The organism is Sporosarcina sp. HYO08, assembly GCF_001563475.1.
Taxonomy (GTDB): domain Bacteria; phylum Bacillota; class Bacilli; order Bacillales_A; family Planococcaceae; genus Sporosarcina.
The window spans coordinates 45,040-71,257 of the sequence record NZ_LPUT01000032.1 but is presented as its reverse complement, the minus strand read 5'-3'; the positions used below and the strand labels follow the sequence as shown (position 1 = coordinate 71,257).

Sequence of the window (26,218 nt, the reverse complement as noted above, 5' to 3'; positions counted from 1 at the left end):
TGTCACGTTGGATAGCGACGTTAGCTTTGTCCTTCATACTTACCAAGTGTACAAAGTTCGGATAAATACACATGAATACACACCAACGCTTACCCCTTTTTAGGGGTTTTTCTTTCTTTCTTGGCCGATATAATTCGAACAAAGCTTTTCACAATCCGGATTAAAGTGAAAAAATGAGCACATTACTTCGGATTTCCCACTGGATTACTGTGAAAATGAGTAGCTGTAATAATGTGCTCGTTTACACCACTGGGGAGGGGCTACTGATTCTTCGTCTTACAACTTTACATGGAGAGGCGGGCATGATAGCCTTGACGGGCCAAGCCAGCTACGTGTTGCTGGTTTCATGGCTTGGAACTCATGCCCGTAGAGGCTCCGTGTCAAGTTGTTATCAGTACACACTGGCTTCACAATATGTACCGTTAAAAGTGTGTTATTCCCCGGCGGGCATGCGTTTCAACGGGGTGGTACATCTAGTGTCATTGTGTGGTAAGTTTCTTGGCGCTATGTGGTAAAAAAGATGTCACGAGTGGTAAAATCACGTGGCCGTAATCAACTGAGTAGACCAACCGGCTCCTGTAGGATTTGGGATCGCATAGGAACCCACGTTTGTATCACGTACCCAAGGTCCAGACACAACACCGTTGCTCCCGCCACCAAGTGCACGAGTATCAAGTTTATTGTTAACCGAGATAGCAGAAACTATTAAATCAGATGAAGCATTTGTCCTAGCTTTTGTTTGTGATGATGTTGATGCCGAACCATTTGTACCTGGCACCCAACTATGTTGAGTACCACTCCATGATGTTCCTGCTTCGGCAGCTAGTCCACCAAAAAGCAATAATCCCGCCAATGTTAATACCATTGTACCCTTTTTTAAATTCATAAATAATAAACCTCCCTCTTGCAATTTTTTACAACAATCTTCCAGTAATTGCGTGAATGCCCGTCTGCCTATAACTGGAACGCCCAACATGGTGTTTTTCTTGTATTGCTCTAAAAATCTTTATCCTTGCCTTGACTTTCAAATCAGTTATCAATCATCCCCATTCATTTTTTCAAACACCCTTGCGGGATCTACGTTCCTGCAAGGGTATTCTATTCCCACGACTTTCTTAAACACTATCAAAGCACAAAAAAGAAGCCAGCATCGCCAACTTCTCCTTACCTCTTATTCTTTCCCCAGCGACCGCATAGACAATAATCCATGCTCTTTTGCTTTCATAATCGCTTCCGTCCTTGAAGTCACCCCTAATTTTGCAAAAGTTTTGGTTAAATGATATTCAATAGTTCTTTGACCCATGGATAGTTCAGATGCAATTTCCTTATTTGTCAAACCTCTTAAGACACCTTCCAAAATCTCTTGTTCTTTCCTGGACAAGGTCATTTTCCCTAAATTAGGCTCTCCGACATTTACTAATGATTCAGTATTCACTCTTCTTAGCTGTTTTAATAACTGAAGGGGAACTACCACTTCTCCCCTTAATGCACATCTAATCACAGTGATCAGTTGTTCCGGTGAAGCTGTTTTGCTAACGAAGCCCGTGGCACCGGCATCCATTAACAAATTATAATGGGGCGCAATGTCATAACCCGTGTAGATGAGCACTGTAGCATCCGGGTCAATTTGCAGTATGTTCTTTGTAAGTTCGATTCCGTTAGTCGTCGGCATATGTAAGTCTATTAAGTACACATCGTACGTTTTTTCCATTATAACTTCCGCAACCGTGTTCGCATCTGCGATAAAAGTTGCTGCCATATTCGCCTTTTGCTCAATAATTGCTCGGGTCCCTTCTCCAACCATCGGATGATCGTCCACAATTAATATATTAATCATACAAACTAATTCCCTACCTTTACTTCGATCATTACTTTTATCCCCTGCCCGGGTGCAGATACCATATCGATTGTACCGCCAACACTTTTAATCCGTTCTTTCATACCTAAAATCCCAATTGTTTGAAATGTATTATGAAGTTGCGTCATTTCCATTCCTTTCCCATTGTCTTCATAGGTCAAAAGGATTTTTTGATCGTGCTGACATAGCGACAAATTCACTTTAGATGCAAGTGAATGTTTCATCGCATTATTTAACAGCTCTTGTACGACACGATACAAAACTAATGCATATTCTGCATCCATGATTTGAATGGATGGATCCAATTCCGTTTTAAGTAAAAAGTTGCAGCGTAGTTTGACTTTATCAATATAGTTTTGAATAGACTGTATCACACCTAGTTCAGTCAAAAACGGCGGCAAAAGTTCGTGACATGTTTCTCTGATTAAGTGGATATTATCCAGCATAAGTTCTGTCACATCATTTAGCTCTTGTTGAACAGATGCGTCCTCCACTTTCTTTTTGACCATTTCAACTTTCCTTAAAATATGCAACTGATCTTGGAGCACTGAATCATGTAAGTCGGTCGCAAGCCCGGCTCTTTCTTTTTCAGATAAAGAGAACGTCAATCTTGCAAGCCAATGAGGATAATGCCCGTCCTTCGATTCCAATTGTTCTTGATAATGTTCAATTTTATCAAATAACCCTTCAATGAGCTGGAAATTTTCCAGCAAAATACTTGAGAAGTATGCCAATGTTTCTAGCCAAATTTTTTCTTGGACATTCAAATTGGTTTTAGAATTCTTCATGCCGAATAAAATGATGTCTTTACTCGTGTGATCCCCACCAATGATGATTCCAAAGCCGTCCATTATTTCATATAAAGAACCTGCATCATAACCTTCCCATTGAATCGTCTCCAATCCATCAGCAAGACTATCGGGGGAATGCGCGCTATTTTTTAACACCCAGCGATCCTCTTCGACCGCCTTTTTCACGACAACATGACGAACCTTTTTCACCGCTAACACATCTTGGATTTCATTCATCAAATGCGTAAGTAAACTTTCTACCTTTGTCTCGTACCTTGCCTTTTGAAAAAATTTGTATAAACTCATTTCAAAGTCATTTTTCTTTGAAAAGAGATGGTGCTTCACTTTGTAGTCAATGACTTCTTTTACATATAAAAATAAGGTCGTGCACACATACAACAGTAGAAAAATCATAGCTGTTACACTAGAAAAAAGCTGAATCGGTGTAGTAAGACTTAACAAAATAATGATGAAAATCGCGAAGGGAAAAGCGAGTAAAGAATAGTATCGTAACCGCCCGATGATATATTCGATATCGAATAGCTGTTCTGCCAATTGTAAGTAAACAAATGCAATTGGAATGATGATTAAGAATATGGCTGTAACTTCCGCTGAAACAAAATTCTTATCAAAAAAGACATTAGGAAGTACGTAGAGCAAAACAAAAGGACTAAAAGCTGCCAGTAAAGTAACCCCAAGAAGTTTTAAAATGGCTCTTCCCTCAGAATCCCTAAACTTTAAATATAACTTGATCAGTTGAAAGAATAAAAATCCTAGTAATAAGAAAAAAAAGAACAACACTACTTTTGTATTAAAATCGATAGCCATTAGGACTAACACGATAGAGTAAACTACGTACAAGGATGCGAGTAATCTGTCCTTTATAAACAATAGGTTAAATCTAAGTAAATAGTTTTTCAAAAAGTGAATAAATAGGATTAAAGAGCCCAATAACGTTATTATATTTAAGGCCCTTCCTACAAGATCTCCCCGTGCTGAAACTGAGGCACTGAGATAAGTAATTCCCATCGACAATAAAAAGTAAATTAAGATTCTGGCAGCCTTGTCATTCTTTCTTTTGCGGTATAAAAAAAGACTTAATGATAACGTAGCAGCATTAAATATAAAAGGAATTATTAAATAAATTATATATTGTGTCCCCAAATGATCATATGAGATTTCTATTGTTTTCTGTTCTAAATTTTCATCCAAAATCGTCATGGACTTCGCCATTTCTACTCTATTAAATAAAGTTACAGTAGAATGTTGCTCCGGCCTTTCACCATCTACTAACTCTAATACATCTCCTTCTTCTATTGATTGATTCGAAGCCCATCCATTTTTATATACTTTTTCAACTATCCATTGATTATTTGCTTCCTTTACTTCTAACCCAATCAATGGGGATTCCCAAATCTTTATGGTGAAATAACCTGTTAAACCCAAGACAATTAAAATGGGTAGGTGTATTAGTCCAATAGCTCTTGTAGCCTTTTTCATTTAACCTCCAGAATCAAGCCCAATAATACGCGGGTTGAACAACAGCTGCATCGAGGAACACGTCCAGAATCGCCGTAAGCTCCTCTGCGCTTACTCCGATCAAGCACGCCTGTCCTTCTTTTATTTTATTTAAGACATCCGAGTTTTGGACTAAAAATTGAATAACTTCTTGCATATTGACCTCTCCTCATTAATGAATATATTTTAATAGAAGATCCTTATAAAGTGAATCTACCTGCAACTGCTTTACCGCCGCAATTGCTTTGTTTTGATATACTTTCCTCATGACTTCTGTATACGTAACCGCCCCTGTTTGAACAAACTTCTCCGAAATTAGCTTCTGTTGCGTTAAAATTACGTCCTTGTCCACTTCGTTTTCATAATAATCGCGAACAAATCCGAGCTGTGCATCATTGCAATTTAATAAGTAAATGATTGGAAGACTAAACTTTTTATTTAACAAGTCGTTCTTTTCTCCCCATATTTCGATATCCGCTAAATCATTATTGATTTGCCCAACTAGACCAATGTACCCGGCATACGTTTCTACTTCACTCGGAGCAGAATCCGTCGCCAAAGCAGTACCGACTAAACAAGCGAGCGCAACTAATGAACCAGACTTTTCCATCGTCATTTGTACATAATCTTCCTCACTTCTGCAACGATTGAGCAAATCTTGATGTTGACCATGAATCGACCGAAGTGCATACTCTTGTAAAATCGCAATCGCTTTTCCCGCATTCTTGAAACTTGTCTTTCTTATTACGCTTGCACTCAAAAAAAGTAACGCCGTTGTTGCATTGAGTGCTAGATTCGATTTAGCAGACCATGGCTGGTCTTGAAAATCATCGTCTTCAAAATCATCTAATATATCAAAGGATAAGATTAACATCTCAACCGCAGCTGCAACTGTGTAAATCTCTTCCGTTTCTTCCCCATTAAACATCTTGTAGTGCAAAATAAGCAATTCCCCAAACGGAAACCCCTTCTCTGACTGAAAATCAATGAACGACAACAACTTTGTTTTTAGTTCATCTTGCGTAATATGCACGTTGACCATGTCATACAATGACTTTTTTATCACTTCGGGTTTCACAATACTCAAATACTTGCCTCCTTGAATGCTACAATATGCCCTCCCCATCATATTACCGCATCCGCCTTAAAGTTTCACCGTAATCTATGTTGCGGTTTTCCGCAATTGCTATTGCGGTATGATGTGCTATTACCGACAACGCAACAGCTTTCCACTTTCAATAATACCGTTACAATATTGAAGCTAGTAGGTTTCCAATGCCCGCAAAACAATTGCGGAAAATACTAACTTGATTCACGGTGTAATTTTGGTGAAAGTATGTAAAGATTGTATACAGTGTTTGGCGCCGAACACTCTAAAACAATAATAACTGCCGAACACTCTAAAACAATAATAACTAGGGAGTAGATTCAAATTATGAAAAAGTTTATTGCATCTGCATTCGTAGCGACTACAGTATTTGCTTCATTGGCTGCTTCGGCGGGGACAATTGGACCAGTGAATGTTGGTGGGTTCGCCTCTCAAACAAATTATGCACACTTAGGATCTGGTAGTCATACTTTAAGCGGAACAGGGATAGCTGGTTCTGGGACTGCCAGAGCAATGAAAATCATACCAAACAGACCTGATGAAGCAGTAGCAACAACTTCTGTCACTTCACCACGGACCACAACAACGAACTTTCATGCCGTTGATAAAAATGCGGATGGTGTGAATCAAAGCTATTACATTCGCTGGACAAGTGCTAATCCAGCATCAAAGGCATCGGTATCTATTTATTAATAAGAACAGGAATCCCTAATTTAAAATTGGGGATTCTCGTTTTATATGATAATCTCCTAGAAAGAGTTTACCAAGGAGCGAGTATAATGCTGAAATCCAGCCTCTTTTATACAAAAGTTAGCCTTAAAAGTATTTACTTTATAATAGCAATGGCAGTGACCTTTTTGGACATTTTCACCAGACTCATTGATACGCTAGATATCTCTATTTTTTTATATACAAAATACTTTTTAATTCCATTTATCTTTTTTCATATTTACCTACTAATTACATCTTCATCTATGATGTACCAGGAGTTTAAAGTTCTCTCTTTTCTAGAAAAAGAGAAAGGGAGAAAAATGATCGCAGTTGTACTCGCCAATATTTTTGTAACCATTGGCTTTGGTTTACTTTCTGTACTTATTATGCTCATTTTTAAAAATTCGTTATTTAGTTTCTCAACTGTTGTAAGGGGCATCGGACACTTTTTAATCATCTTACTGACGGGAAGCGTATTGGCCATATCCATCGGCATTAGCACGGCAGCCTTTATTAAAAATGAACGATCGATTGTCGTTTCACTAGCTATTTACGGACTACTTATTGCAGTCACTTTTGGGGACTTATCTGATAATCTGATCACAAATTACTTACGAGCATTTCTTCCGGATGATACATTTATCGTTTTTAACGAGATTGCAGGAGTGTTATTGACTAAAGAGTATTTTGCAGACAAACTGGTTGTTTTATGCATGAGTGTTTTTATTTTATCAATGACTTATCTCTTGATCACTACTACAAAAAGAAAAAGATATTTTATTGTCCCAACGCTTGCCTTATCAGCGTTTAGTTTTTTAACGATTTATGGATTTAGTCACCAATATGATTTCTATCATGCAATGGACGTTGATAAAATCACGTTCGAAGAATACGAAATTGAGGATTACAATATGAAGTTGGATTTACGCCACAAACTAGAAAATAAGGCACAGATCAAAATAGCCATCTATGAAAATAGCGATACACTTTCGTTTCTTTTAGATTCTAATTTTAAAGTCGAGCATGTATTAGTAGATAATCAAGCTGCAGCGCACACATTTGGTAATAATTTACTTGTCATTCATGACGACTTTACAAAGGGCTCCACCGTAAATGTAGAAATTCTGTATAGAGGAAAAGTAGATATAAAAAAAGATATAGGTTCCGATCTTTTTTATGTTAGCCCGCATGCAATTAATTTAGTCGGCGGAGATTTCTTTTGGTATCCATCGCCTACGATTGCCGATAGTATCAAATTTAACTTGAATGTTACCGCGAATACAAATCTATATAGTAACTTGCCAATATTGGATGGTCATTTACAAGGATCTGCACGCTATGTATCCATTTTTGGAGGAATCTACAACGAACATACCGATGGGGATATTCGTTACATTTATCCTTTCACAATGTCCGTGCAAAATATTAAGCATGTAATTTCTACCGCAATTGATGAGCAAAGTGCAGCCGATGCGAACTTTGAAACTTTAAAAAACAAACAGTATCGTCAAGTCATTGTGGGAGCTCGGCCAATCCACAAGGACTTATTGTCAGTGGAAGGCTCTACTCTTTATTTTAGATTAGATTAGTATGATGGAGTGAAATTTGATGCAAAATCAATTACGTGTACAAAATTTATGTTATCAAATTGGTAAGCGAGAAATTCTTAAAAATTTCTCGTTCAATTGCACGAATGGTATTATCGCATTACTCGGCAATAATGGTGTCGGAAAATCAACATTGATGAATATTTTAGCGGGAATTTTATACCCTCATTCGGGCGAAGTGTATTTGAATGAAGAATCACTACTTTCACATCGTTCATATCCAATTGAGAAAGCCGGTTATTTGCCTCAAATGTTCGACATGTATCACAATGTGACGGGTTATGACTTTTTGTCTTATGTATATGACGTAAAGAAATTGCCGCCGCAAGATAAAAAACAACATTTGCAACAAATTGTTGAAGACTTTTCTTTACAAGAAGTGATTCGAAAAAAAATCGGAAAATATTCCGGTGGCTATAAACGACGTCTAGGAATTGCACAGGCTGTCATTGGCCATCCCGATTTAATCCTTGTGGATGAACCTACTGTAGGATTGGATCCCGAGCAACGGATCGCGTTTAGAGAGTTATTATCAAGAATTAGTCTTCATTCAATTACAATTATTTCCACTCATATTATTGAGGATGTAGAGCTATATAGTGATAAGCTGATGATTATTGGAAACGATCATACATTACAGTTTGATGGAACAGTCAATGAACTGATAGATCTTGCCAAGCCTCATCTTTTAATGGCTGTTATTGATAAGCGGGAGCTTAATGAGGTACGCAACAAAGTTCATATTATCGAGGAAAAGAGAATGGCAGATCATTTAATACAAATTAAATATATATCGCGCAACAAAACAGCAACTGTTTTAGATAATAGTTGTCAAGTAAGGGAAGTGAGTCTGGAAAATGCCTATATTTACTTTCAGCACGCTCAAAATCTATAAGCAGCACTTCTTTACAATGTTCGATCATAAGGGAAAGTTACTAAAAATTAGCATTGGTTTACTTTTTTTATTATATATATATTGTGTTGTTTTTCCTGTCCCAAACGAATACATAAATATATTAAAAAACTATGGGAAGTTTCAAAGTATAGATAATTTATTTGATTATGCGGTGCCTTTGCTGGCAGCGCTTGTCATTTTCTACGCTTTTCTGCCAGATTACAAAGAGAAAATTTATGTGTTTTTCCAATTTTACACCGATAAAACTTATAGCAGTATGATGATTTGTAGATGGTTAACGTTTGTAGTTACCTTTTCAATTGGAGTGCTTTTCAGTCATATGATGTATTTTCGAAACGTTGCTTTTTTAGACGTACAAAGTGTATGGATGGCTTTAGCGAAACTACCTAATCTATTTATGTTATGCGCGGTTGTTCTATTTTTCATGCATCAGTTTAAAAATGCTTACATAGGCTTATTTGTTATGTTGGCTTACTATGTCTTTGATTATATCTCTGCGGGAAGAACGTTAGCATACCTTTCATTAGGAGCCCACTCCAATAACTTTTATTATCAGTATTCCCCGACACTCTACATCGTTAACCGTATCGTGCTTGTTGTAGTGAGTATTATATTATTACTGTTAACTTGCAGAAAACATCCCCTTATTAACATAACTAAGTGGTTTAGAAGATAATCTGGCGTTTAGCTTTTCAGTCGTAAAATCCGCTTTATTATTTAATGCATGTATTGAAACAACTGGCTTGGACCAGCAGCAATTGATCAACTACACTTGGTCGAACTCCCTTCCAGATAATTGTCGTGTTCTAAATAAAACTACGTAAAGCATATATCAACGCCCACCCGTGGAATAGGTGGGCGTTGATATATGCTTATTATGATAAAAAAGCGGGGGATTCTTATTTGAAAAATAAAAAAGGCTTGAATATATTTCTATTTGTTATTTTGGTAATTTGCTTCTTTACCATCGCTTGGCTTTACCCTTATTCTCTTTTCAGTATCCAAAAAAGCTTTACCTATCATCCTGATCATATAGTCGTCCAAGAATATACAAAAGATCTAAATGAATTCAAAAAAATTCATGAAGAAAGCTTACGAGATGATTTGGTATCAAGTAGAACAGCCGGCGTCCTTACTATGTATGAACAGGATTGGTTCATGAGCGATAAGAAAATAAAAATTCATTTTCAAGATTTGGATGTTATTTTAACGGAGGTTAGAAACACACGAAATACTTTGTTAGAATTAGCCTTGAATGAAGGGTATTCCCAAGAAGCAAAAGAATATCTCAAGATGAATATTCAGCAATTAGTAGCGATTGAAGAACGTATAGTGGGATTAATGAACTCCAAGCATCACTCAAGATCCACCCTGATCCTACAATTTAAAAATCTGCAACAGGCTTTTATGGAGAGTCTTGATATTTATGTATCCTTTTATAAAGATTATTTGTTGAATTCGTCAAACATCGGGTAATCATCAAGGGATTTTTCGAACCTTGCCCCCTCTTTCATGACAGCATTACACTTAAAGTACAAAAAGCCAAGCCAGTCATCTATGTGCATAATGACTGGCTTGGCTACAATTAGTGCAAGTTAGTTCCTAAAAAACGATAGTCAAACATGTTAGGAAAAGATTATCTTCTTAGATGATGCGTACACCTATTATTCAAGCATCAACCTATCTCCCACTTTATTTTCTGCCAATTCAATTATAAAATAGGGAACATACGCTTCTTTATAATTCCTTTCCGATCCCGCCAGAAACATTTTGGATAAAGGCTTCATTACACATTTTTAACTGTATAACGGGCATAGTAAATGTAAATCAAAAATACCTTGCTATCCAAATATAGGTATTGTTTAATTAAGAAATATGGAAAAATATTGATTGGAGATTGGTACATGAAAAAGAAATTGAACGCTATTCCTTTGTTGCTTATTTTTGCTTTGATCTTGTCGGCTTGTACGAAAAATGAGCCCGTGAATAAACCGAAAAGCGAGCCATTGAAAGATGCACAAAGCAACTATTTGTCAAAAGTAGATACGGAGTATGCTTATAACTTCACAAAAAGCCTTGAAGAATTTAAAACGAATGAAAAATTAGGGTATCGCACGGCTGGGTCACAAGCAGAAATTCAAACAGGCAATAAAATCTTTGAGGAAATGAAAAAAATCGGTCTATCCGAAGTAACAAAAGATGAGATTACCGTTGATACATGGGAGTTTGAAAAAGCGGATTTCACTTTCACGGATGAAAATGGACAAGCGTATGAAGCTGTTTTAGGAAGTTACCAAACGAACTTCGATACAAAAGGTGTAAAAGAGTTTGAAGTTATTTACGCTGGAAAAGGTACGAAAAACGACCTTGCAACACTAGACGTGAAAAATAAGCTCGTTTTAATCGACATTAATCAGCGTGAAGAATGGTGGGTTAACTACCCTGCCTATCAAGCGTATTTAAAAGGCGCTGCTGGAGTCATCGCTGTACAAGATGGCGGCTATTCAGAGGTCGATCCAACGGCTTTGAACGCGCAAGATATTATTGGACCGGACTATGCGCCTGCCTTTTCGATGTCACAGGCGGATGCGAAGGTGTTGAAAAAAGCACTTGATAAAAATGGAAACGCTTTGAAAGTAAACTTTGACGCGAAATCGACAGTTGCCTTTGATGGGAAAACGTATAATTACTACGGAAAAATCATCGGAAAAGACCCAGATTCGTACATTATTTTATCCGCACATTATGATTCCTATTTTTTAGGTTTCCAGGATGACAATGCCGCAATCGGCCTTATGATGAGCATTGCAAAAGGACTCATCGATAGTGGCTACAAACCGGAAAAAACGATTATTTTTAACGCACTTGCTGCAGAAGAATGGGGCGTTTCAAACACGCGCTATGATTGGTCAACCGGTGCTTACAATCAAATCTTTAGGGTCCACCCGGAATGGGTAGGAAAAGCGGTTGCCAATCTAAACTTTGAGCTTCCAGCTTATGAACATACGTCAAGCGATGAAATCCGTGCCATCTATGAATTCAAAACGGATCTTGAGAAATTTGCCAAAACCGTGCCGCATGTCGAAGGTGTATACAAAGACGGGATATCCGTTGTTTCGCCGCTTCGCACATGGTCGGATGATTTTTCATTCTCCATTGCAGGTGTTCCGGCACTTCGAAATGATTTTCAAGACAGTGAATTTATGAGAACACATTACCATTCACAATTTGATAATGAAGACACGTATAACGAAAAAGCATTATTGTTCCACCAGCAGCTCTATGGTTTCCTGACAATGCATTACGATCAAACAGCCGTTACACCGCTCGACTTTACGGTTAGAATGAAAGCTTTAAAAGAAAGTGTGAGCGAAGAGATCTTTGAAAGTGCATCTGTATCTTCAAAAGAGATTAATGCAGAAATAGACAAGGCAATTGCTGCAGCGGAAGAGATTAACAAAAAAGTAAATGAAATCAATGATAACTACTTGCAAGCATTGATGAAAGACGATACCGAAACGGCCAAAATGCTCTATAAGGAAAGCAGAGAGCTTAACGCAGGTCTTTTGGAAACATTTAAATTTGCCCAAGACCATTTTGTGAAGCTCACATGGGAAGACGAGCCAATTTTCCCGCATGAACATGCGCAAAATAACATTGAGCAATTAGCTTCTTCTATTGACGCTTTGAAAAAAGGTGATATTGCCACGCCGCTTGATGAACATTTATGGTTAATCGACAATAACTGGTACACTTATGATTTTGACAAAGAAACAAACCAATATTTCACAGACTATGTGTTAAAGCAACCTGCCGACAGATTGCTGTGGGGCGCAGGAAGAATTGTAGGTCATGAAGACTTATATGACACAACGAATGCTTTGTTAGAAAAACGCGATCAAGCCAATCCTGATTTGAGCGCAGAGATCGAAACGCTTACAAAGACTTTAGAAAATCAAAAACAACTCCTCCAAACAACTATTGACGAGGAATACGAAAGTGTGAAGACACTTTCTGAAATGCTAAACGCATTAAAGTGAATTTGCAAAAAGAACCGGGTAGCAGTAGGAGCTACTCGGTTCTTTTCATCTCTTCTTACTTTTAGACTAAAAACGTCCATAGAATCATTGAGACAGCAATCGTCGTAATTCCTTGCAACAGCGTAGCCATCGTTTGTGCCTTGTAGGCATCTTTTAATTTCATCTCGCTAAACTGTGTCACAACCCAGAAGAAGCTATCGTTCACATGGCTGATTGCCATCCCCCCTGCCCCAATTGCCATAACAACGAGTGCAAGCGGAATGGCTCCGTCAATGCCCATTAAAGGAAGTAATGGGGCGACTAAAGTCGATGTAATGAGAATCGCCGCTGTCGTAGAGCCTTGTGCAGTTTTCAAAGTAGCCGAAATCATAAATGGAACGAGAAGGAATAATGCTCCGCTTCCGAATACATCCATATTCATATTTTTGATCAATTCCGCAACGCCAGAGTTGGAAATGACTTTTCCAAATGCACCGCTTGCGCCAATTCGGCTCCAATATTACCCGTTGCAGCCATTGGACCTGGTCCGGGAACAACTAATGTATGCGTTGCATATAAACCAGTGGCAAGCGCAATAGACATCGATGCAATAGCGACTTTTCTAAAATGACACCAATAATCGTACCGGCAACAATGACAATACTTTTCATAATACTGCCGTAACCGTCGTTCACACTCTCAACGACTTCTAATAATGGCATTCCAGAACCAATACTTACTGGAAATGCACTAAATAGTAAAGATGAAAATGGATGCACTTTGAAAACAGCCGTTAAGATAACTGTTAAGACAACTACTATTGCAATAATTCCAAATAACATTACTTTACGCTCCCTAACGACTTATCATCTTACATATTTTTTTAATACTTGATTTGTTTTTTGTCTTAAATAGTGAAAAGCATTTTTCATAGAATCATCCGTAGAAATTGTTTCATCTGATATGGCATGTAGTTCAGTAAAGATCGAATTCAAATCATCTCTACTTTTTTCATCCAATGCACCTGAAATTAGAATGACTGGTTTTCCTACCTCTTGTGCCACTTTCGCTATGCCAAATGGCGTTTTCCCGGACAACGTTTGGCTATCCGTTTTACCTTCACCAGTAATAATAAGATCCGCATCTTTTGTCTGTTCATGAAATGAAATTGCTTGTAACACAACTTCAATCCCTTGTCTCATTTCCGCGGGAAAGAATGCTTGGAATGCCCCGCCGGCTCCTCCGGCAGCGCCGGCCCCTGTTTTCTCGTGAAGTGATATTCCTGTTTGTTCTTCAACGACATTCGCAAACTTTGTGAGGTTTTGATCGAGATGCTCTACCATTTCAGGCGTAGCCCCTTTTTGTGGACCAAAAACAGCGGATGCGCCGACCGGGCCAACAAAAGGATTTTCCACATCACAAGCAATTAGGAAATGACTCTCCTGAATACGTGGGTCGAAATGCGAACAATCAATTTCATAGAGTTCAGTAAGTGAACCTCCTCCTGGATGCAATTCCTTACCTTCTTTATCGAGAAACTTCATCCCGAGTGCTTGTAACATCCCAGTCCCAGCGTCATTTGTAGCGCTTCCACCGAGCCCAATGACAAACTTTCGAAACCCAGCATCAAGTGCGTGCCGGATCAATTCCCCTGTTCCATACGTTGACGTAATAAGTGGATTTCTTTCAGTTTCCTCTAAAAGCATGAGTCCTGAAGCTTCCGCAATTTCGATCGCACATGTTTCCCCATCACCGAGTACGCCAAAGCTTGCTTCAACATTTCTGCCAAGCGGGTCCTGCACAACGAAAGGTACTTCTTTTCCTTTCGTAGCACCTACCAAACTTCGCATGGTGCCTTCTCCGCCGTCTGCCGCTGGAAGTAAAACAGTTTGAATCGTTTCGTCATACTCACTAATCCCTGCGGCCATTGCTTCGGCTGCCTCTAGCGCAGTCAAACTCCCTTTAAATGAATCCGGTGCCACTATAACTTTCATTACTCTCACCCCGTTATTTAAGCGTTTACAAAAGTATAATGACATAAATTCGAAAAGTCATTATACTTGATGTATAAAAAAGTACGGAGTATTTGTGAATTTCTATACAAAGGGGTAGTTTTTTTGTTGACAAAACAGCTTGCGGAAGAAATTGTCGCACCCACAATGGTCAAATTAAACCGTAATTCAGGTAAGCATTCGGCACTCATCATATTATTCAAAAATAATAATATTTTATATCAAGGCCATATTTCAGCATACTATTAAAGAGAAGGGGGTTATCAAGAGCAGGGAAAGCGATATCCAAGTAAACGTCATTATATTGCGGAAAACCGACTAAGCACTGGGTATACTTAGATAGGCAGGAATGATTATTAAGTATTGTAAAATAATAAACACATGATAAATAAGTGATTCTTTATGACAACAGAAAAAATAACCATCCCTTTTCAACTCATAGACGGGATGGTTACTATTCATAAACTTTTATTTTGATTGAATATATTTCTCGCCAAGGATGCTATCCAACTGAAAAGCAGCTTTCGGCAATTGTTTCTCCAGAAATATCTCTAATTCTTCTTTTTCGATTGAGTAGTATTCTTCAATTTCACGTGAGAATAACAATTTCTCCTGCTGCAATAGTTGATCTAAACCAGGCAGCTGTTTCGGCTTTAGTAATTCATCTGGCAGTAATTGTTGCAGTGCATTCGTGTAATCTTCTAACGTACGCGCACCAACGATTCGAACGCCTTTTTGTTCTTCGTCGACCATGACGATTGTTGGAAATCCGCGGACGCCTAACTTACGGACAAGCTGGAAGTCTGCATGTAAAGATAGGTTAGCTTCTGTTTGCTTTGATTGACTAACGATTTCTTCCCCATTTAGCCCAATTTGATTCACAAGAGTAATTAACAGGTCGTCTTGTGCAATGTTTTGATTGAACGCAAAAAGTTCTTCACGTGCACGACGTAAAAAAACGTTTGCGAGCTCCGGACTTTCTTCTTGAATGACTTTGTAAACACGAGATGGAATGAAAGATGATTCGATTGGGTTGTCGTACCAAACGGTTCCATCGATTGGCATACGGGAGTGTTCTCCTACTTCCCTCCAGTGACCCGCCACATCGGCTGGACTAGAAATACCGTTACTTACATCCGCGAAACCGTCCCATTTCTCAAGCAATCCTCCCATAAGCGTGTGCATATTAAAATATTGCCCATATTGACTGACAAATTTTCGAAGAACCGGCTCCAATGCCCAGCAATGCGAGCAGATTGGATCCGTTACATAATATAGTTCAATCTTTTTCTTCGGTGCTGTTAAATCGATGAACTCCATTGGACTTGTGTCTTCTCCAGCAGGTCCGCAAATACCTGTTTGCAAATCACACATCATAGGATTCTTCGTACCCATTATACATTCCCCTTTTATATTATTTTTTTCCTTCCCCAAGCTCAATATACTTCACAGCCCATTCATGTACAGGCTTTAAAGCAATTGCTAGCTGTTGGCCTTTTTCGGTCAGATGATACGTAATCGCGACGGGCGTTCCTTCTGTTACTTTTTTTTCGACTAATCCGAACTCCGAAAGTTCCGTCAACTTCAAAGATAGTGAACGTGGTGTAATATCATTTAAATCACGTTTCATCTGAGAAAACTGGGACATGAAATGTGGACAGTTCGATAAATAATGAATGATCAGCCCATTCCAGCGCCTTCCTAATATCTCAAAGCAAGATTCTAAATAAGGACATACTTGAATAAAGATCACCCTCACACTTCATGATATAAATATTATACCAAGTATAAATAGTATACTCAACATCTTTATAAAATGTTCAATAAATTTCATATCAACTATTATCATATCGTAGTAAAAGAAAGAATAGATTGATAAGGTATTGTGATTGCTTACCAAAAGAGGACAAACTTTGAACTACCCACCACTTAAAACGTTCCGTTTTTGAAGCGGGCGATTCCTAAGAACACCAGTGCGCTCACTAGTTATTGATTAGGCTAACCCCGCAGTCCCTGCGGTTACTTGTATAGCTTCATTACGAATATTGATACTTGCGTTTAGATCTCGATCATGATGTTTGCCACATTCCGGGCAAGTCCATTCCCGCAATGCAAGATTTTTAACGTCTTTATTACGGTAATGACAATTTGAACAAAGTTGACTGGAAGGAAAATTCCTAGCAACAGACAAAACCTTCTTCCCATACCATTTTGCTTTATATTCAAGCAATGTTCTAAATTTTGACCACGATACTTCACTAATCGCTTTTGCTAATTTACGATTCTTTAGCATATTCGTTACTTGCAAATCCTCAATACCAATGACGTCGTGGTTTTTGACAATCTCAGTAGAGGTTTTATGCAAGTAATCTATTCGTGCATTCGTGATTTTTTCGTGTAGACGTGCAACTTTAATACGTTGTTTATGCCAATTAGAAGATTCTTTCTTCCGCCTGGACAATATACGTTGTGCTTTCGCCAACTTCTTTTCCAATTTACGAAACCATTTAGGATTTCCATATATTGTTCCATCAGACAAAACGGCAAAGTCTTTTAAGCCAACATCAATTCCAATAGAAGAATCTGTTTGGGGCAGTGGTTTCACTTCTGTTTCGGCAAGAATGGACACAAAGTATTTGCCACTCGGATTCCGTCTAATTGTAGCGTTAAGGATACGGCCCTCTACTTCACGACTTTTTGCAAATTTAACGAAGCCAAGTTTGGGTAACTTCACTTTATTGCCAACGATGGAAATATTTCCGTTGGTATGTTTTGTTGTATAGGATTGTACTTTATTCTTTTTGGATTTAAAACGTGGTATTCTGTTTTGTTTCTTGAAAAAACGTGAATAGGCATCAGCAAGATTTTTAAGCGAGGATTGGAGGGCAATGCTGTCAACTTCTTTTAACCATATTAATTCCTTTTTTAACTGTGTGAGTTGTGAAGAACAAAAATTGTAAGTTAATCCTTTTCCGGTTTCTTGGTACGTTTGGTTCCACTTTTCCAAAAAGTGATTGAAGACAAAGCGACTACAACCGATTGTTTTAGCAATTAGTATTTCCTGCTCTTTGTTTGGATAGATGCGGAATTTATACGCTTTATTGACTAACATTAACCTTCACCTCACCTCTAGGAACATTTGTTTCATTGTAGCGCAACAGAGAAGGCTTTGACTATCGCCAACCGACATTCATCTCCCACTTACTCATTGGGCTGCGCCCTACACATTCCTTGAAATGGGAGTATTCTGTCAGAAAATGATAAAAAACTAGATGATTCCTATAAAAACATTCTTTTTACTTTTAGTATTGAAAGGAGAAGCGAATGACAGAATATCATCAACAATCAGTAGTTGAAGTTATGCAAGGATTAGGTGTGACACCTCACGGCTTAAGTAATGATGACGTCCATAAAAGACAAGAATTATATGGATACAATGAATTGGTGGAAGGTAAAAGGACAAGCTCATTCGCCGTTTTTTTAAGTCAGTTTAAAGATTTATTAGTCATTATTTTAATGGCCGCTGCTTTCATTTCATTTTTAATCGGTGAAGTGTCAAGTACGATTGTTATACTAATTGTCGTTATTTTAAACGCAATCTTGGGAACAGTACAGCATGTGAAAGCAGAACAATCTTTGGATAATTTGAAAGCTTTGTCCTCCCCTGTTGCAAAAGTTGTTCGCAATAATCAAATTGTGGAGATTCCATCAGAAGATTTAGTCGTTGGAGATCTTCTTTATTTGGAGGCCGGCAATTATATAAATGCCGATGGAAGAATACTGGAAAGTCATAATCTGCATGTAAATGAAAGTTCATTGACAGGTGAATCATTGGCTGTAGCGAAAAGTACTGAGCCCATCGAAGAAGATCATGTATCCCTTGCCGATAAAAAAAATATGATTTTCACAGGAAGCTTTGTCACCAATGGACGAGGGATCGCAGTTGTCACGGCTGTTGGGATGGAAACAGAAATTGGAAAAATTGTTAATTTGCTCGATACCGCAAAAGAGAAAAAAACACCTTTACAAGTAAGTCTTGATCAATTTGGAGAAAAATTGGCTTTGGGGATTACAATCATCTGTTTAGCCATTTTCACGATCGACCTTTTCCGGGGACGCGAGCTAGTAGACTCGTTTATGTTTGCTGTTTCGCTTGCAGTCGCAGCCATTCCCGAAGCATTAAGTTCGATCGTTACCATCGTGCTTGCTTTCGGGACTCAAAAAATGGCAAAAGAAAATGCCATTATCCGAAAACTCTATGCTGTTGAAAGTTTGGGCAGTGTGTCTGTGATTTGTTCCGATAAAACAGGAACATTGACAGAGAATAAAATGATTGTTCAACACGTCTTTGTTGATCAAAAAGTTGTCCCGCATGACGGGCTTCACATAGAAAATCCAATTGAGAGAAACTTACTTTTAAAGGCGCTATTATGCAATGATGCATTCGAAAGAGACGATAAAGAAATCGGTGACCCTACCGAAATTGCACTCGTCAAATTAGGTAAGCAGTACAATTTTGATGAGTTGCTCGTCAGGAAGCACAATCCAAGATTGGCAGAACTTCCTTTTGATTCAGATCGAAAGCTAATGAGCACTGTGAATACATTCAATCGTAAAACGATCATGGTTACAAAAGGTGCATTAGACGTTCTTCTGCCCAGAATTGTAAGGATCGATACTTCCAAAGGAACCATTGAGATGACGGAAGAAGACCGTAAAAAAATCGAAGAGGCAAATAACAATTTTTCTAGTAATGGTTTAAGAGTATTGGCAATTACTTACAAAGAGATACAAACAAATGAAACAATCGATGTCAGAGCCGAAAGAGATTTAATCTTTATTGGACTAATCGCGATGATGGATCCTCCGAGAAGGGAGTCAAAAGCAGCGGTTGAGAGCTGTATAAAGGCTGGCATTAAACCTGTGATGATTACAGGGGATCACAAAATAACAGCCACCGCGATCGCCAAACAAATTGGCATTTTAACGGATCCCTCAGAGGCAGTCGAAGGATATGAAATAGAACGATTAACAGATCAAGAACTTCAGGGATTGGTTCAAGATTTTTCCGTCTATGCCCGTGTAACGCCGGAGCATAAAATCCGAATCGTGAAGGCTTGGCAGGAACAAGGACATGTTGTTGCGATGACAGGAGACGGCGTCAATGACGGTCCTGCCCTAAAACAAGCTGATATAGGGGTTGCGATGGGAATCGCTGGTACTGAAGTGGCGAAAGATGCCTCCTCTATGATTTTAACGGATGACAATTTTTCGACAATTGTCAAAGCGATTGAGAATGGAAGAAGCCTCTATACGAATATTAAAAACGCCATTCTCTTCTTATTATCAGGGAATGCAGGCGCTATATTTGTTGTGTTATATGCAACTGTTTTAGGATTACCCGTTCCCTTTGCACCTGTGCACTTATTATTTATCAACTTGCTAACCGATAGTTTGCCTGCCATTGCGATTGGATTGGAACCGCATAATAAAAAAACGATGAAGGAAAAACCACGAGATATTCATACGCCATTGCTGAATAAAAGATTTACGATCCAGGTAGTTCTAGAAGGTTTATTAATTGCGATCGTAACAATTATCGCTTTTCGAATCGGGTTACAGACGGGGGATACGTTAACAGCAAGCACAATGGCCTTTACAACATTATGTTTATCGAGATTAGTCCATGGCTTCAACTCGAGATCCAAAGAATCAATCTTCACAATCGGCGTATTTTCAAACAAATATACGTGGCTAGCCTTTTTAATTGGGTTTTTATGTTTACACGTTGTATTACTCGCTCCATCGCTTGCAGGTGTGTTTAAAGTTGCCCCTTTAAGCGGCATGCAATTGGCCCTCATTTATATTCTGGCGTTTCTGCCATTTTTGGTGAACCAATGGGCTAAAGCTTTGTTTGTAAGGAGAAAATAATGCTATTTCAAATGAATGCAATATGTATGGATCAATTCAAACTCCGTCACAAATTTGTGACGGAGTTAATTGATTGTTTACTATAAAAGTAAAGCCCTTTATCACTCAAAGACGCTTATCGTTTTTACCTGCTACCATTTTGAAGCTCTTCGTACAGAGCGTGTGCTTTTTTCTCTGCTACTTTCTGGTCTTTGTCGAAAATGGTAATCAGTTTGTTTCCGATAATAAAGTTCCACTGTCTTGACATGCCATTCTCCTCCCCCTGATACACACCACATTCTCTTTGTGTTGTATTATTAAATTTTTCAAAATTTCTGTATTTTTACTACATTATATCATATTTCTTTTTAATATGCTTTCATTTTGTAAAATTCTTTGAATTTTTATATAGTTTCAGATAATAAAACAAACACGAAGGTTTAAACAATCGTGTTTGTTGAAATGAATTTGTTTATTCAATTGATCAATGCCAATAACACAACATTCCAGCCAAAGTTACTTTTCACTTTTTTTGCTCCACCATGTAGCAAGCAGCGAGCCGGAAATATTATGCCATACACTAAAGATCGCACTCGGTACAGCGGCTAGCGGTGAAAAATGTGCTGCTGCCAATGCCGCGCCTAGCCCGGAGTTTTGCATGCCAACTTCAATAGCGATCGCTTTACGGTCAGCATAATTTAATTTTAATAAACGAGCAACTCCATAACCTATCAAATAGCCTAACCCATTATGAATAATGACAACTAACAAGATGAGCAAGCCTGTTTCAGCAATTTTTTGCTGACTGCCACTGACGACAGCCGCGACAATCGCAACGATTGCAGTAACGGAAACGAGCGGCATTGCTTTCACACTTTGTTCTGCTTGCTTACGGAACAGAACTTTTGCAATCAAGCCTAGAATAATCGGGATCAAAACAATTTTCACAACCGACCAAAACATAGCCCCTGCCGAAACCGGCAGCCATTTACTCGCTAATAACAAAATGAGCCCGGGTGTCACAAATGGCGCCAATAAAGTTGTGCAAGACGTAATCGCAACGGATAAAGCAACATTTCCCCGTGCTAAAAAAGTCATTACGTTTGATGACGTACCACCTGGACAACAGCCAACAAGAATAACGCCAGCAGCAACTTCGGGCGGCAATCTAAATCCGACTGCTAATCCAAAAGCAAGCAATGGCATAATCGTAAACTGTGCAATAATCCCAATCGCTACTTTTTTCGGATGCTTTCCAACTTCCTTGAAATCATCTACTGATAAAGTCATACCCATTCCAAACATAATGATGCCAAGCAATATAGAAATATATGGGGCGATCCACGTAAAACCATCTGGGACAAAAAATGCCAGCGCCGCAAAAAGCAATACCCAAAATGCAAAAGTATTCCCCGCAAACTGGCTAATTCTTTCCAATACTTTCATCTTTCAAACAACTCCTTTTAAACTATGAAATAACTATACAGTATTTACAGAACTTTGCAACGGCAAAATAAATTTTTTGTCGAATCGTGAAAATACTTCCAAAAAAATCAAAATAGGACCAAGTGATCACTAAAGCAGCTGATCGACCTGGTCCTATTTTTCATTAACTTAAGTTATTTTCACGCAAACTATTATCATGTAATATCAATTGCGCCAATGCTTCCATTTCATCTGAAATCGCCCGATCTCCTTCTAATGGCGGGCAGATTTCCCTCACCTTTTCCAAATACGCCCTTGTTGCCGGTGCCAATTGATTTTCTGCACCTTCCAAATAAATAGCTTGTGATGCACAAATCATTTCAATCGCGATGACTCGAGCAGAATTATGGATAATATCGCGTGCTTGGCGTGATCCAATAGTCCCCATGCTGACATGGTCTTCTTGATTGGCCGATGTAGGGATCGAATCGACACTTGCAGGATGCGCTAACACCTTATTTTCAGAAACGAGTGAAGCCGCCGCATATTGCGCAACCATTAAGCCGCACTCAAGCCCTGGATCGACTGCCAAGAATGGGGACAGTCCACTCAATTGCGGATTCACGAGTCTCTCTGTTCTTCGTTCGGAAATATTTGCCCATTCTGCTGCACCGACTTTTAAAAAATCCATAGCCAGCGCAATCGGCTGACCATGGAAATGCCCGCCGGAAAGTACTTCGCCATTCTCTAAAATAATAGGATTATCCGTTGTTGAATTGATCTCAACTTTCAATCTTTCTTCAACATAATTAAATGCCTGCCAGGAAGCCCCATGTACTTGCGGGATACAGCGAATAGAATAGGCGTCTTGCATCCGGATTTCACCTTGATGTGTGATCCGCTTACTCCCCTCTAGCCATTTCCGCATGCGTGAAGCGACAAATTCCAGTTCCGGATGTGGACGAACAGCCAATAGATCACTATCAAAAGCTGAAATAATTCCTTGCAGGGCTTCCATCGTCAAACAGGCCGCCATATCTGCTGCTAATCCGACTCGCTCTGCTTCATTAAGTGCAACAACTCCCACACCGGTCATTGCCTGCGTTCCATTAATAAGCGCAAGTCCTTCTTTCGCTTCCAATGTAACCGGTTTCAAACCTGCTCGTTTTAGCGCTTCCCCACCGGAAAGAATTTCTCCCTCATATTCTGCCTTTCCTTCTCCGACTAAAACAATGGCGACATGTGAAAGTGGCGCCAAATCACCGCTCGCTCCAACCGAACCTTTACAAGGTACCACTGGATGGACGCCTTTATTAATCATATCGACTAACAAGGATAGTGTATCTTCTTTAATGCCTGAAAACCCTTTCGCAAGCGCATTGGCACGCAACACCATCATCGCTCTTACAACCGGTTTGGGTAACGGCTCGCCAACCCCTACGACATCCGCGCGTAGTAAGTTCAATTGTAATTTTGCAATATCTTCTTTTTCAATTTCAATATCACTTAATTTACCAAATCCTGTATTGACACCATAGATCACTTTTCCATCTTTCAGTTGTTTTTCAATTCGATCTCTACTCGCACGCACTCTTGCTAATGCTGTTTCAGGTATCACGACTTTTGCCTGTCCATACACAACGCTTTCTATCTGCTGCCGATCTACTGTAAACCCATCCAATTCAACTAGATTGTTCACGATAGGCCGATCCATTTCTACTAATTTTCCACTTTTCATGCCTGACCACCCCTTCTACATTATAAAATCATAGCTGCCAATATCCCAAAAACAAATAAGGGAATGTTGTAATGGATAAATGTTGGTACGCATGTATCCCAAATGTGATTATGTTTACCATCTGCATTTAACCCGGATGTCGGTCCAAGTGTGCTATCAGATGCAGGGGATCCCGCATCTCCTAACGCCCCTGCCGTTCCAAGCAAAGCAATGGTTGCTAATGGACTAAAGCCCATTAACATACATAATGGAACAAAAATCGTCGCTAAAATTGGAATTGTCCCGAACGACGTACCAATCCCCATTGTCACTAAAAGTCCAATGAGCAGTAAGACAATAGCTCCAAATAATTTACTATCACCGATCACAGAGTCTACCGCATTCACTAGATCTACAACAGCCCCAGTTTCTTTCAGGATCGTTGCATATCCAGAGGCGATGAGCATGACGAATGCGATGGCTCCCATCAATTTCACACCGTCTTGCACGACAGCTTCCCCATCCGCTAACGTGACAATTCTTCCAGCAAACATCACGATAATCCCTGCCATAGCACCTACAACAAGAGAACCAACGACAACTTGTGTCGCAAGTGCGACAACGATAGCTGCAAGCGTAATAAAATCTTTTGGCTGAAACTTGCGTGGACCTTCGTCACTCGATGCACTCATCTCAGCCAAAGCCTCACCCAACCGGACTTTTTGTTCTTGTTCTTGCTCTTGTCCTTTGTCATAATCCCTTGGCTTACGATACGTGATGAAAATCGCAATCGCTAACCCGACAAACATTCCAAGAGCTGGAAGTGCCATAGCTAACGGAATTTGACCGAGAGAAACCGGCATACCGTTTGCCTGCATCTCATTCGCAATAATCCCATGAAAAATGAGCCCATAGCCAGCCGGAATCAAAATATACGGCATCTTCAATCCGAATGTTAATGCACAAGCCACCGCTCTTCTATCAATCTTCAAATAGTTAAAGAAAAGCAATAATGGTGGAATTAAAATCGGAATAAAAGCAATGTGAACAGGTATAAGGTTTCCTGACAAACAAGTAAGCCCTGCAATTATTAATAGTAGCACAAATTTACTTGTCTTTTTCATTGCTAATAACTTATTAATTAGAATCGTTGTAATTCCGGAATAAGCAATCATCGCTGCAAACACACCGAGTAAAATGTAACTCAAGGCCGTTTCTGATTGTCCGCCCATCCCGCCAATAAATGTGGAAACCGTATCTGCTAAAGATAGATTGGCTGCTAGACCTGCGACAACGGTAGCCATTAACAAAGCAAAAATTACATGTACCCTAGCTAAACTTAAAACCGTCAGGACAATGACGGAAATGACTACTGGGTTTGTGAGCATTAAAACCCTCTCCTTTATATTAGGATAGATACAACGCCTGCTCTATTATTTTTCCGTCAATGATTATGCTTGTTTGTGGTTTTCGTACCATTGTTCAATCAATCCAGCAGTGAGTCTGCCAGTATTTATTAAGTTTTCTATACTAATACACTCTCTAAATGAATGGATATTTTGGAACCCAAGCCCTAATGTGAGGCATGTTAGTCCATTTTCATTTAACACATTCGTGTCAGCGCCGCCCAACGTTTCCGTTAGATAAGGCTGTACTTGTATGTTTCGAGCCGCTGCTTCGACTGTCTTCGTTAAGATATGATCTTCTGGAATATCAAATCCACTATACTTTTTCTCAATTCTCACATCTACACTGCCGCCGTTTTTCTCTGCTGCTTTTTGCATCGTTTCCTGCATATGTGCTAATTGCTGATCAAGCTTTTCTTTTGAGAAACTCCGTACCTCCCCCGCAACCGTTATGGCACCCGGTATAATGGACGTTAACTCCCCACCTTCTATAATTCCGATATTCGCAAGCGTCTCTTCGTCAATTGACCCTAGTTTCATATTTAACAATCCTTCAGCGGCAATCAAAAACGCACTATTCCCTTCTTCCGCGTTAAGCGCAATATGGGCAGCATTCCCTTTCACTTCCATCCAAATTCGACTGCTGTAAGGGCCTTTTAAAATAATTTGACCGACGTCACCACTGCTATCGAAAATATACCCCGTTTTACTTCTTGCTTTCGTATAATCCATATAGGTTGCGCCAACAAGCCCAGGTTGTTCATTGACCGTTAAGATCAATTCAATCGGCCCGTGTGGCGTCCCACTTTCAATAATTGCACGAATCGCCTCTAGATAGGCAGCCAGTGCAGCGCGATCATCTGCCCCTAAAATCGTTGTTCCATCAGAATAAATGACACCATCTTTAATCACTGGTTTGAGTCCTTCTGTCGGTAACACAGTGTCCATATGGGTTGAAAAGAAAAGCGGTGGAATGGAAGGATCCGTTCCTTCTTTCCATGCAATTAAGTTACCTACTTCGCCGTTAAAGTTTTTGTGGGCATCATCAAATTCAAATGTAAATCCCAGTTCAGGCAGCACGTCCGCTAAATAATTCGCAACAAGCTGTTCTTTCGTACTTGGTCCGTTGATTTTTGCTAATTCAAGGAATAAGTTTAATAAACGTTCCTCATTTATTTTAGATGCAGCAATAGATGTCTGTATGGACATTTCGGATCCCT

21 protein-coding genes and 1 pseudogene are annotated in these 26,218 nt (G+C 39.1%); 7 read left to right on the top strand and 15 right to left on the bottom strand.

From position 1 onward, the window contains the following. Nucleotides 1-538 precede the first annotated feature (538 nt). The 5 genes from AU377_RS15155 to AU377_RS15140 form a co-directional block, all read right to left on the bottom strand. On the bottom strand, nt 539-886 hold the full coding sequence (locus AU377_RS15155) for a hypothetical protein (RefSeq protein ID WP_067408747.1): 348 nt from the start codon (nt 884-886) through the stop codon (nt 539-541). 285 nt (nt 887-1,171) lie between these two features. Next, nucleotides 1,172-1,837, bottom strand: coding sequence for a response regulator transcription factor (locus tag AU377_RS15150; protein ID WP_067408745.1), 666 nt, complete (start codon nt 1,835-1,837; stop codon nt 1,172-1,174). Between the two features lie 5 nt (nt 1,838-1,842). After that, the gene (locus AU377_RS15145; RefSeq protein WP_067408743.1) at nt 1,843-4,149 is read right to left on the bottom strand and encodes a sensor histidine kinase; all 2,307 of its coding nucleotides are present in this window, start codon (nt 4,147-4,149) and stop codon (nt 1,843-1,845) included. Between the two features lie 13 nt (nt 4,150-4,162). Further along, a complete protein-coding gene (comX, locus tag AU377_RS15395; RefSeq protein WP_082732073.1) occupies nt 4,163-4,324 on the bottom strand; it encodes a competence pheromone ComX in 162 nt (53 codons plus the stop codon). Nucleotides 4,325-4,339: 15 nt separating this feature from the next. After that, the gene (locus AU377_RS15140) at nt 4,340-5,245 is read right to left on the bottom strand and encodes a polyprenyl synthetase family protein (RefSeq protein ID WP_253724511.1); all 906 of its coding nucleotides are present in this window, start codon (nt 5,243-5,245) and stop codon (nt 4,340-4,342) included. Nucleotides 5,246-5,602: 357 nt separating this feature from the next. Between AU377_RS15140 and AU377_RS15135 the strand changes: the two genes are divergently transcribed. The 5 genes from AU377_RS15135 to AU377_RS15110 all read left to right on the top strand — a co-directional run bounded on the left by AU377_RS15135 (nt 5,603) and on the right by AU377_RS15110 (nt 12,549). Beyond that, nucleotides 5,603-5,968 (top strand): hypothetical protein, encoded by a 366-nt coding sequence (locus AU377_RS15135; RefSeq protein WP_067408739.1) that lies wholly within the window; start codon nt 5,603-5,605, stop codon nt 5,966-5,968. A gap of 86 nt (nt 5,969-6,054) precedes the next feature. After that, complete coding sequence (locus AU377_RS15130) at nt 6,055-7,575, top strand: hypothetical protein (protein ID WP_067408737.1); 1,521 nt, start codon at nt 6,055-6,057, stop codon at nt 7,573-7,575. Between the two features lie 19 nt (nt 7,576-7,594). Then, a complete protein-coding gene (locus AU377_RS15125; protein WP_067408735.1) occupies nt 7,595-8,488 on the top strand; it encodes an ATP-binding cassette domain-containing protein in 894 nt (297 codons plus the stop codon). 924 nt (nt 8,489-9,412) lie between these two features. Then, a complete protein-coding gene (locus AU377_RS15115) occupies nt 9,413-9,985 on the top strand; it encodes a hypothetical protein (RefSeq protein ID WP_156450469.1) in 573 nt (190 codons plus the stop codon). Nucleotides 9,986-10,413: 428 nt separating this feature from the next. After that, on the top strand, nt 10,414-12,549 hold the full coding sequence (locus tag AU377_RS15110; RefSeq protein ID WP_067408730.1) for a M28 family peptidase: 2,136 nt from the start codon (nt 10,414-10,416) through the stop codon (nt 12,547-12,549). Nucleotides 12,550-12,610: 61 nt separating this feature from the next. On the opposite strand, the pseudogene AU377_RS15390 reads toward AU377_RS15110, so the two are convergent. Further along, nucleotides 12,611-13,370, bottom strand: a pseudogene (locus AU377_RS15390) (hypothetical protein). Between the two features lie 24 nt (nt 13,371-13,394). Then, on the bottom strand, nt 13,395-14,522 hold the full coding sequence (locus AU377_RS15095) for a glycerate kinase (RefSeq protein WP_067408724.1): 1,128 nt from the start codon (nt 14,520-14,522) through the stop codon (nt 13,395-13,397). A 123-nt stretch (nt 14,523-14,645) separates the two neighbouring features. Between AU377_RS15095 and AU377_RS15605 the strand changes: the two genes are divergently transcribed. After that, nucleotides 14,646-14,789 (top strand): hypothetical protein, encoded by a 144-nt coding sequence (locus AU377_RS15605; protein WP_156450468.1) that lies wholly within the window; start codon nt 14,646-14,648, stop codon nt 14,787-14,789. 219 nt (nt 14,790-15,008) lie between these two features. Here AU377_RS15605 and AU377_RS15090 read toward each other — a convergent pair whose 3' ends face one another. The 3 genes from AU377_RS15090 to tnpB form a co-directional block, all read right to left on the bottom strand. Then, nucleotides 15,009-15,935, bottom strand: a complete 927-nt coding sequence (locus AU377_RS15090; RefSeq protein ID WP_067408722.1) for a DsbA family protein — start codon at nt 15,933-15,935, stop codon at nt 15,009-15,011. A gap of 19 nt (nt 15,936-15,954) precedes the next feature. Beyond that, nucleotides 15,955-16,284 carry a helix-turn-helix domain-containing protein gene (locus tag AU377_RS15085; protein ID WP_067408753.1) on the bottom strand — a complete coding sequence of 110 codons (330 nt, stop codon included), beginning with the start codon at nt 16,282-16,284 and terminating at the stop codon, nt 15,955-15,957. 249 nt (nt 16,285-16,533) lie between these two features. Further along, a complete protein-coding gene (gene tnpB, locus AU377_RS15080) occupies nt 16,534-17,652 on the bottom strand; it encodes an IS200/IS605 family element RNA-guided endonuclease TnpB (RefSeq protein ID WP_067408720.1) in 1,119 nt (372 codons plus the stop codon). Nucleotides 17,653-17,864: 212 nt separating this feature from the next. On the opposite strand from tnpB, the gene AU377_RS15075 reads away from it, so the two are divergent. After that, entirely contained in the window at nt 17,865-20,471 is a 2,607-nt protein-coding gene (locus tag AU377_RS15075) for a cation-translocating P-type ATPase (RefSeq protein WP_067408718.1), read from the top strand. Between the two features lie 124 nt (nt 20,472-20,595). On the opposite strand, the gene AU377_RS15860 is transcribed toward AU377_RS15075, so the two are convergent. The 5 genes from AU377_RS15860 to AU377_RS15055 form a co-directional block, all read right to left on the bottom strand. After that, nucleotides 20,596-20,718, bottom strand: a complete 123-nt coding sequence (locus tag AU377_RS15860) for a hypothetical protein (protein ID WP_256381701.1) — start codon at nt 20,716-20,718, stop codon at nt 20,596-20,598. A 248-nt stretch (nt 20,719-20,966) separates the two neighbouring features. Next, entirely contained in the window at nt 20,967-21,896 is a 930-nt protein-coding gene (locus AU377_RS15070) for a bile acid:sodium symporter family protein (protein WP_067408716.1), read from the bottom strand. A 163-nt stretch (nt 21,897-22,059) separates the two neighbouring features. Continuing rightward, a complete protein-coding gene (gene hutH, locus AU377_RS15065) occupies nt 22,060-23,613 on the bottom strand; it encodes a histidine ammonia-lyase (protein WP_067408714.1) in 1,554 nt (517 codons plus the stop codon). Nucleotides 23,614-23,633: 20 nt separating this feature from the next. Further along, nucleotides 23,634-24,980 carry a Na+/H+ antiporter family protein gene (locus tag AU377_RS15060; RefSeq protein ID WP_067408712.1) on the bottom strand — a complete coding sequence of 449 codons (1,347 nt, stop codon included), beginning with the start codon at nt 24,978-24,980 and terminating at the stop codon, nt 23,634-23,636. A gap of 63 nt (nt 24,981-25,043) precedes the next feature. Further along, a complete protein-coding gene (locus AU377_RS15055; RefSeq protein ID WP_156450467.1) occupies nt 25,044-26,207 on the bottom strand; it encodes a M20/M25/M40 family metallo-hydrolase in 1,164 nt (387 codons plus the stop codon). Between the last annotated feature and the right edge of the window lie 11 nt (nt 26,208-26,218).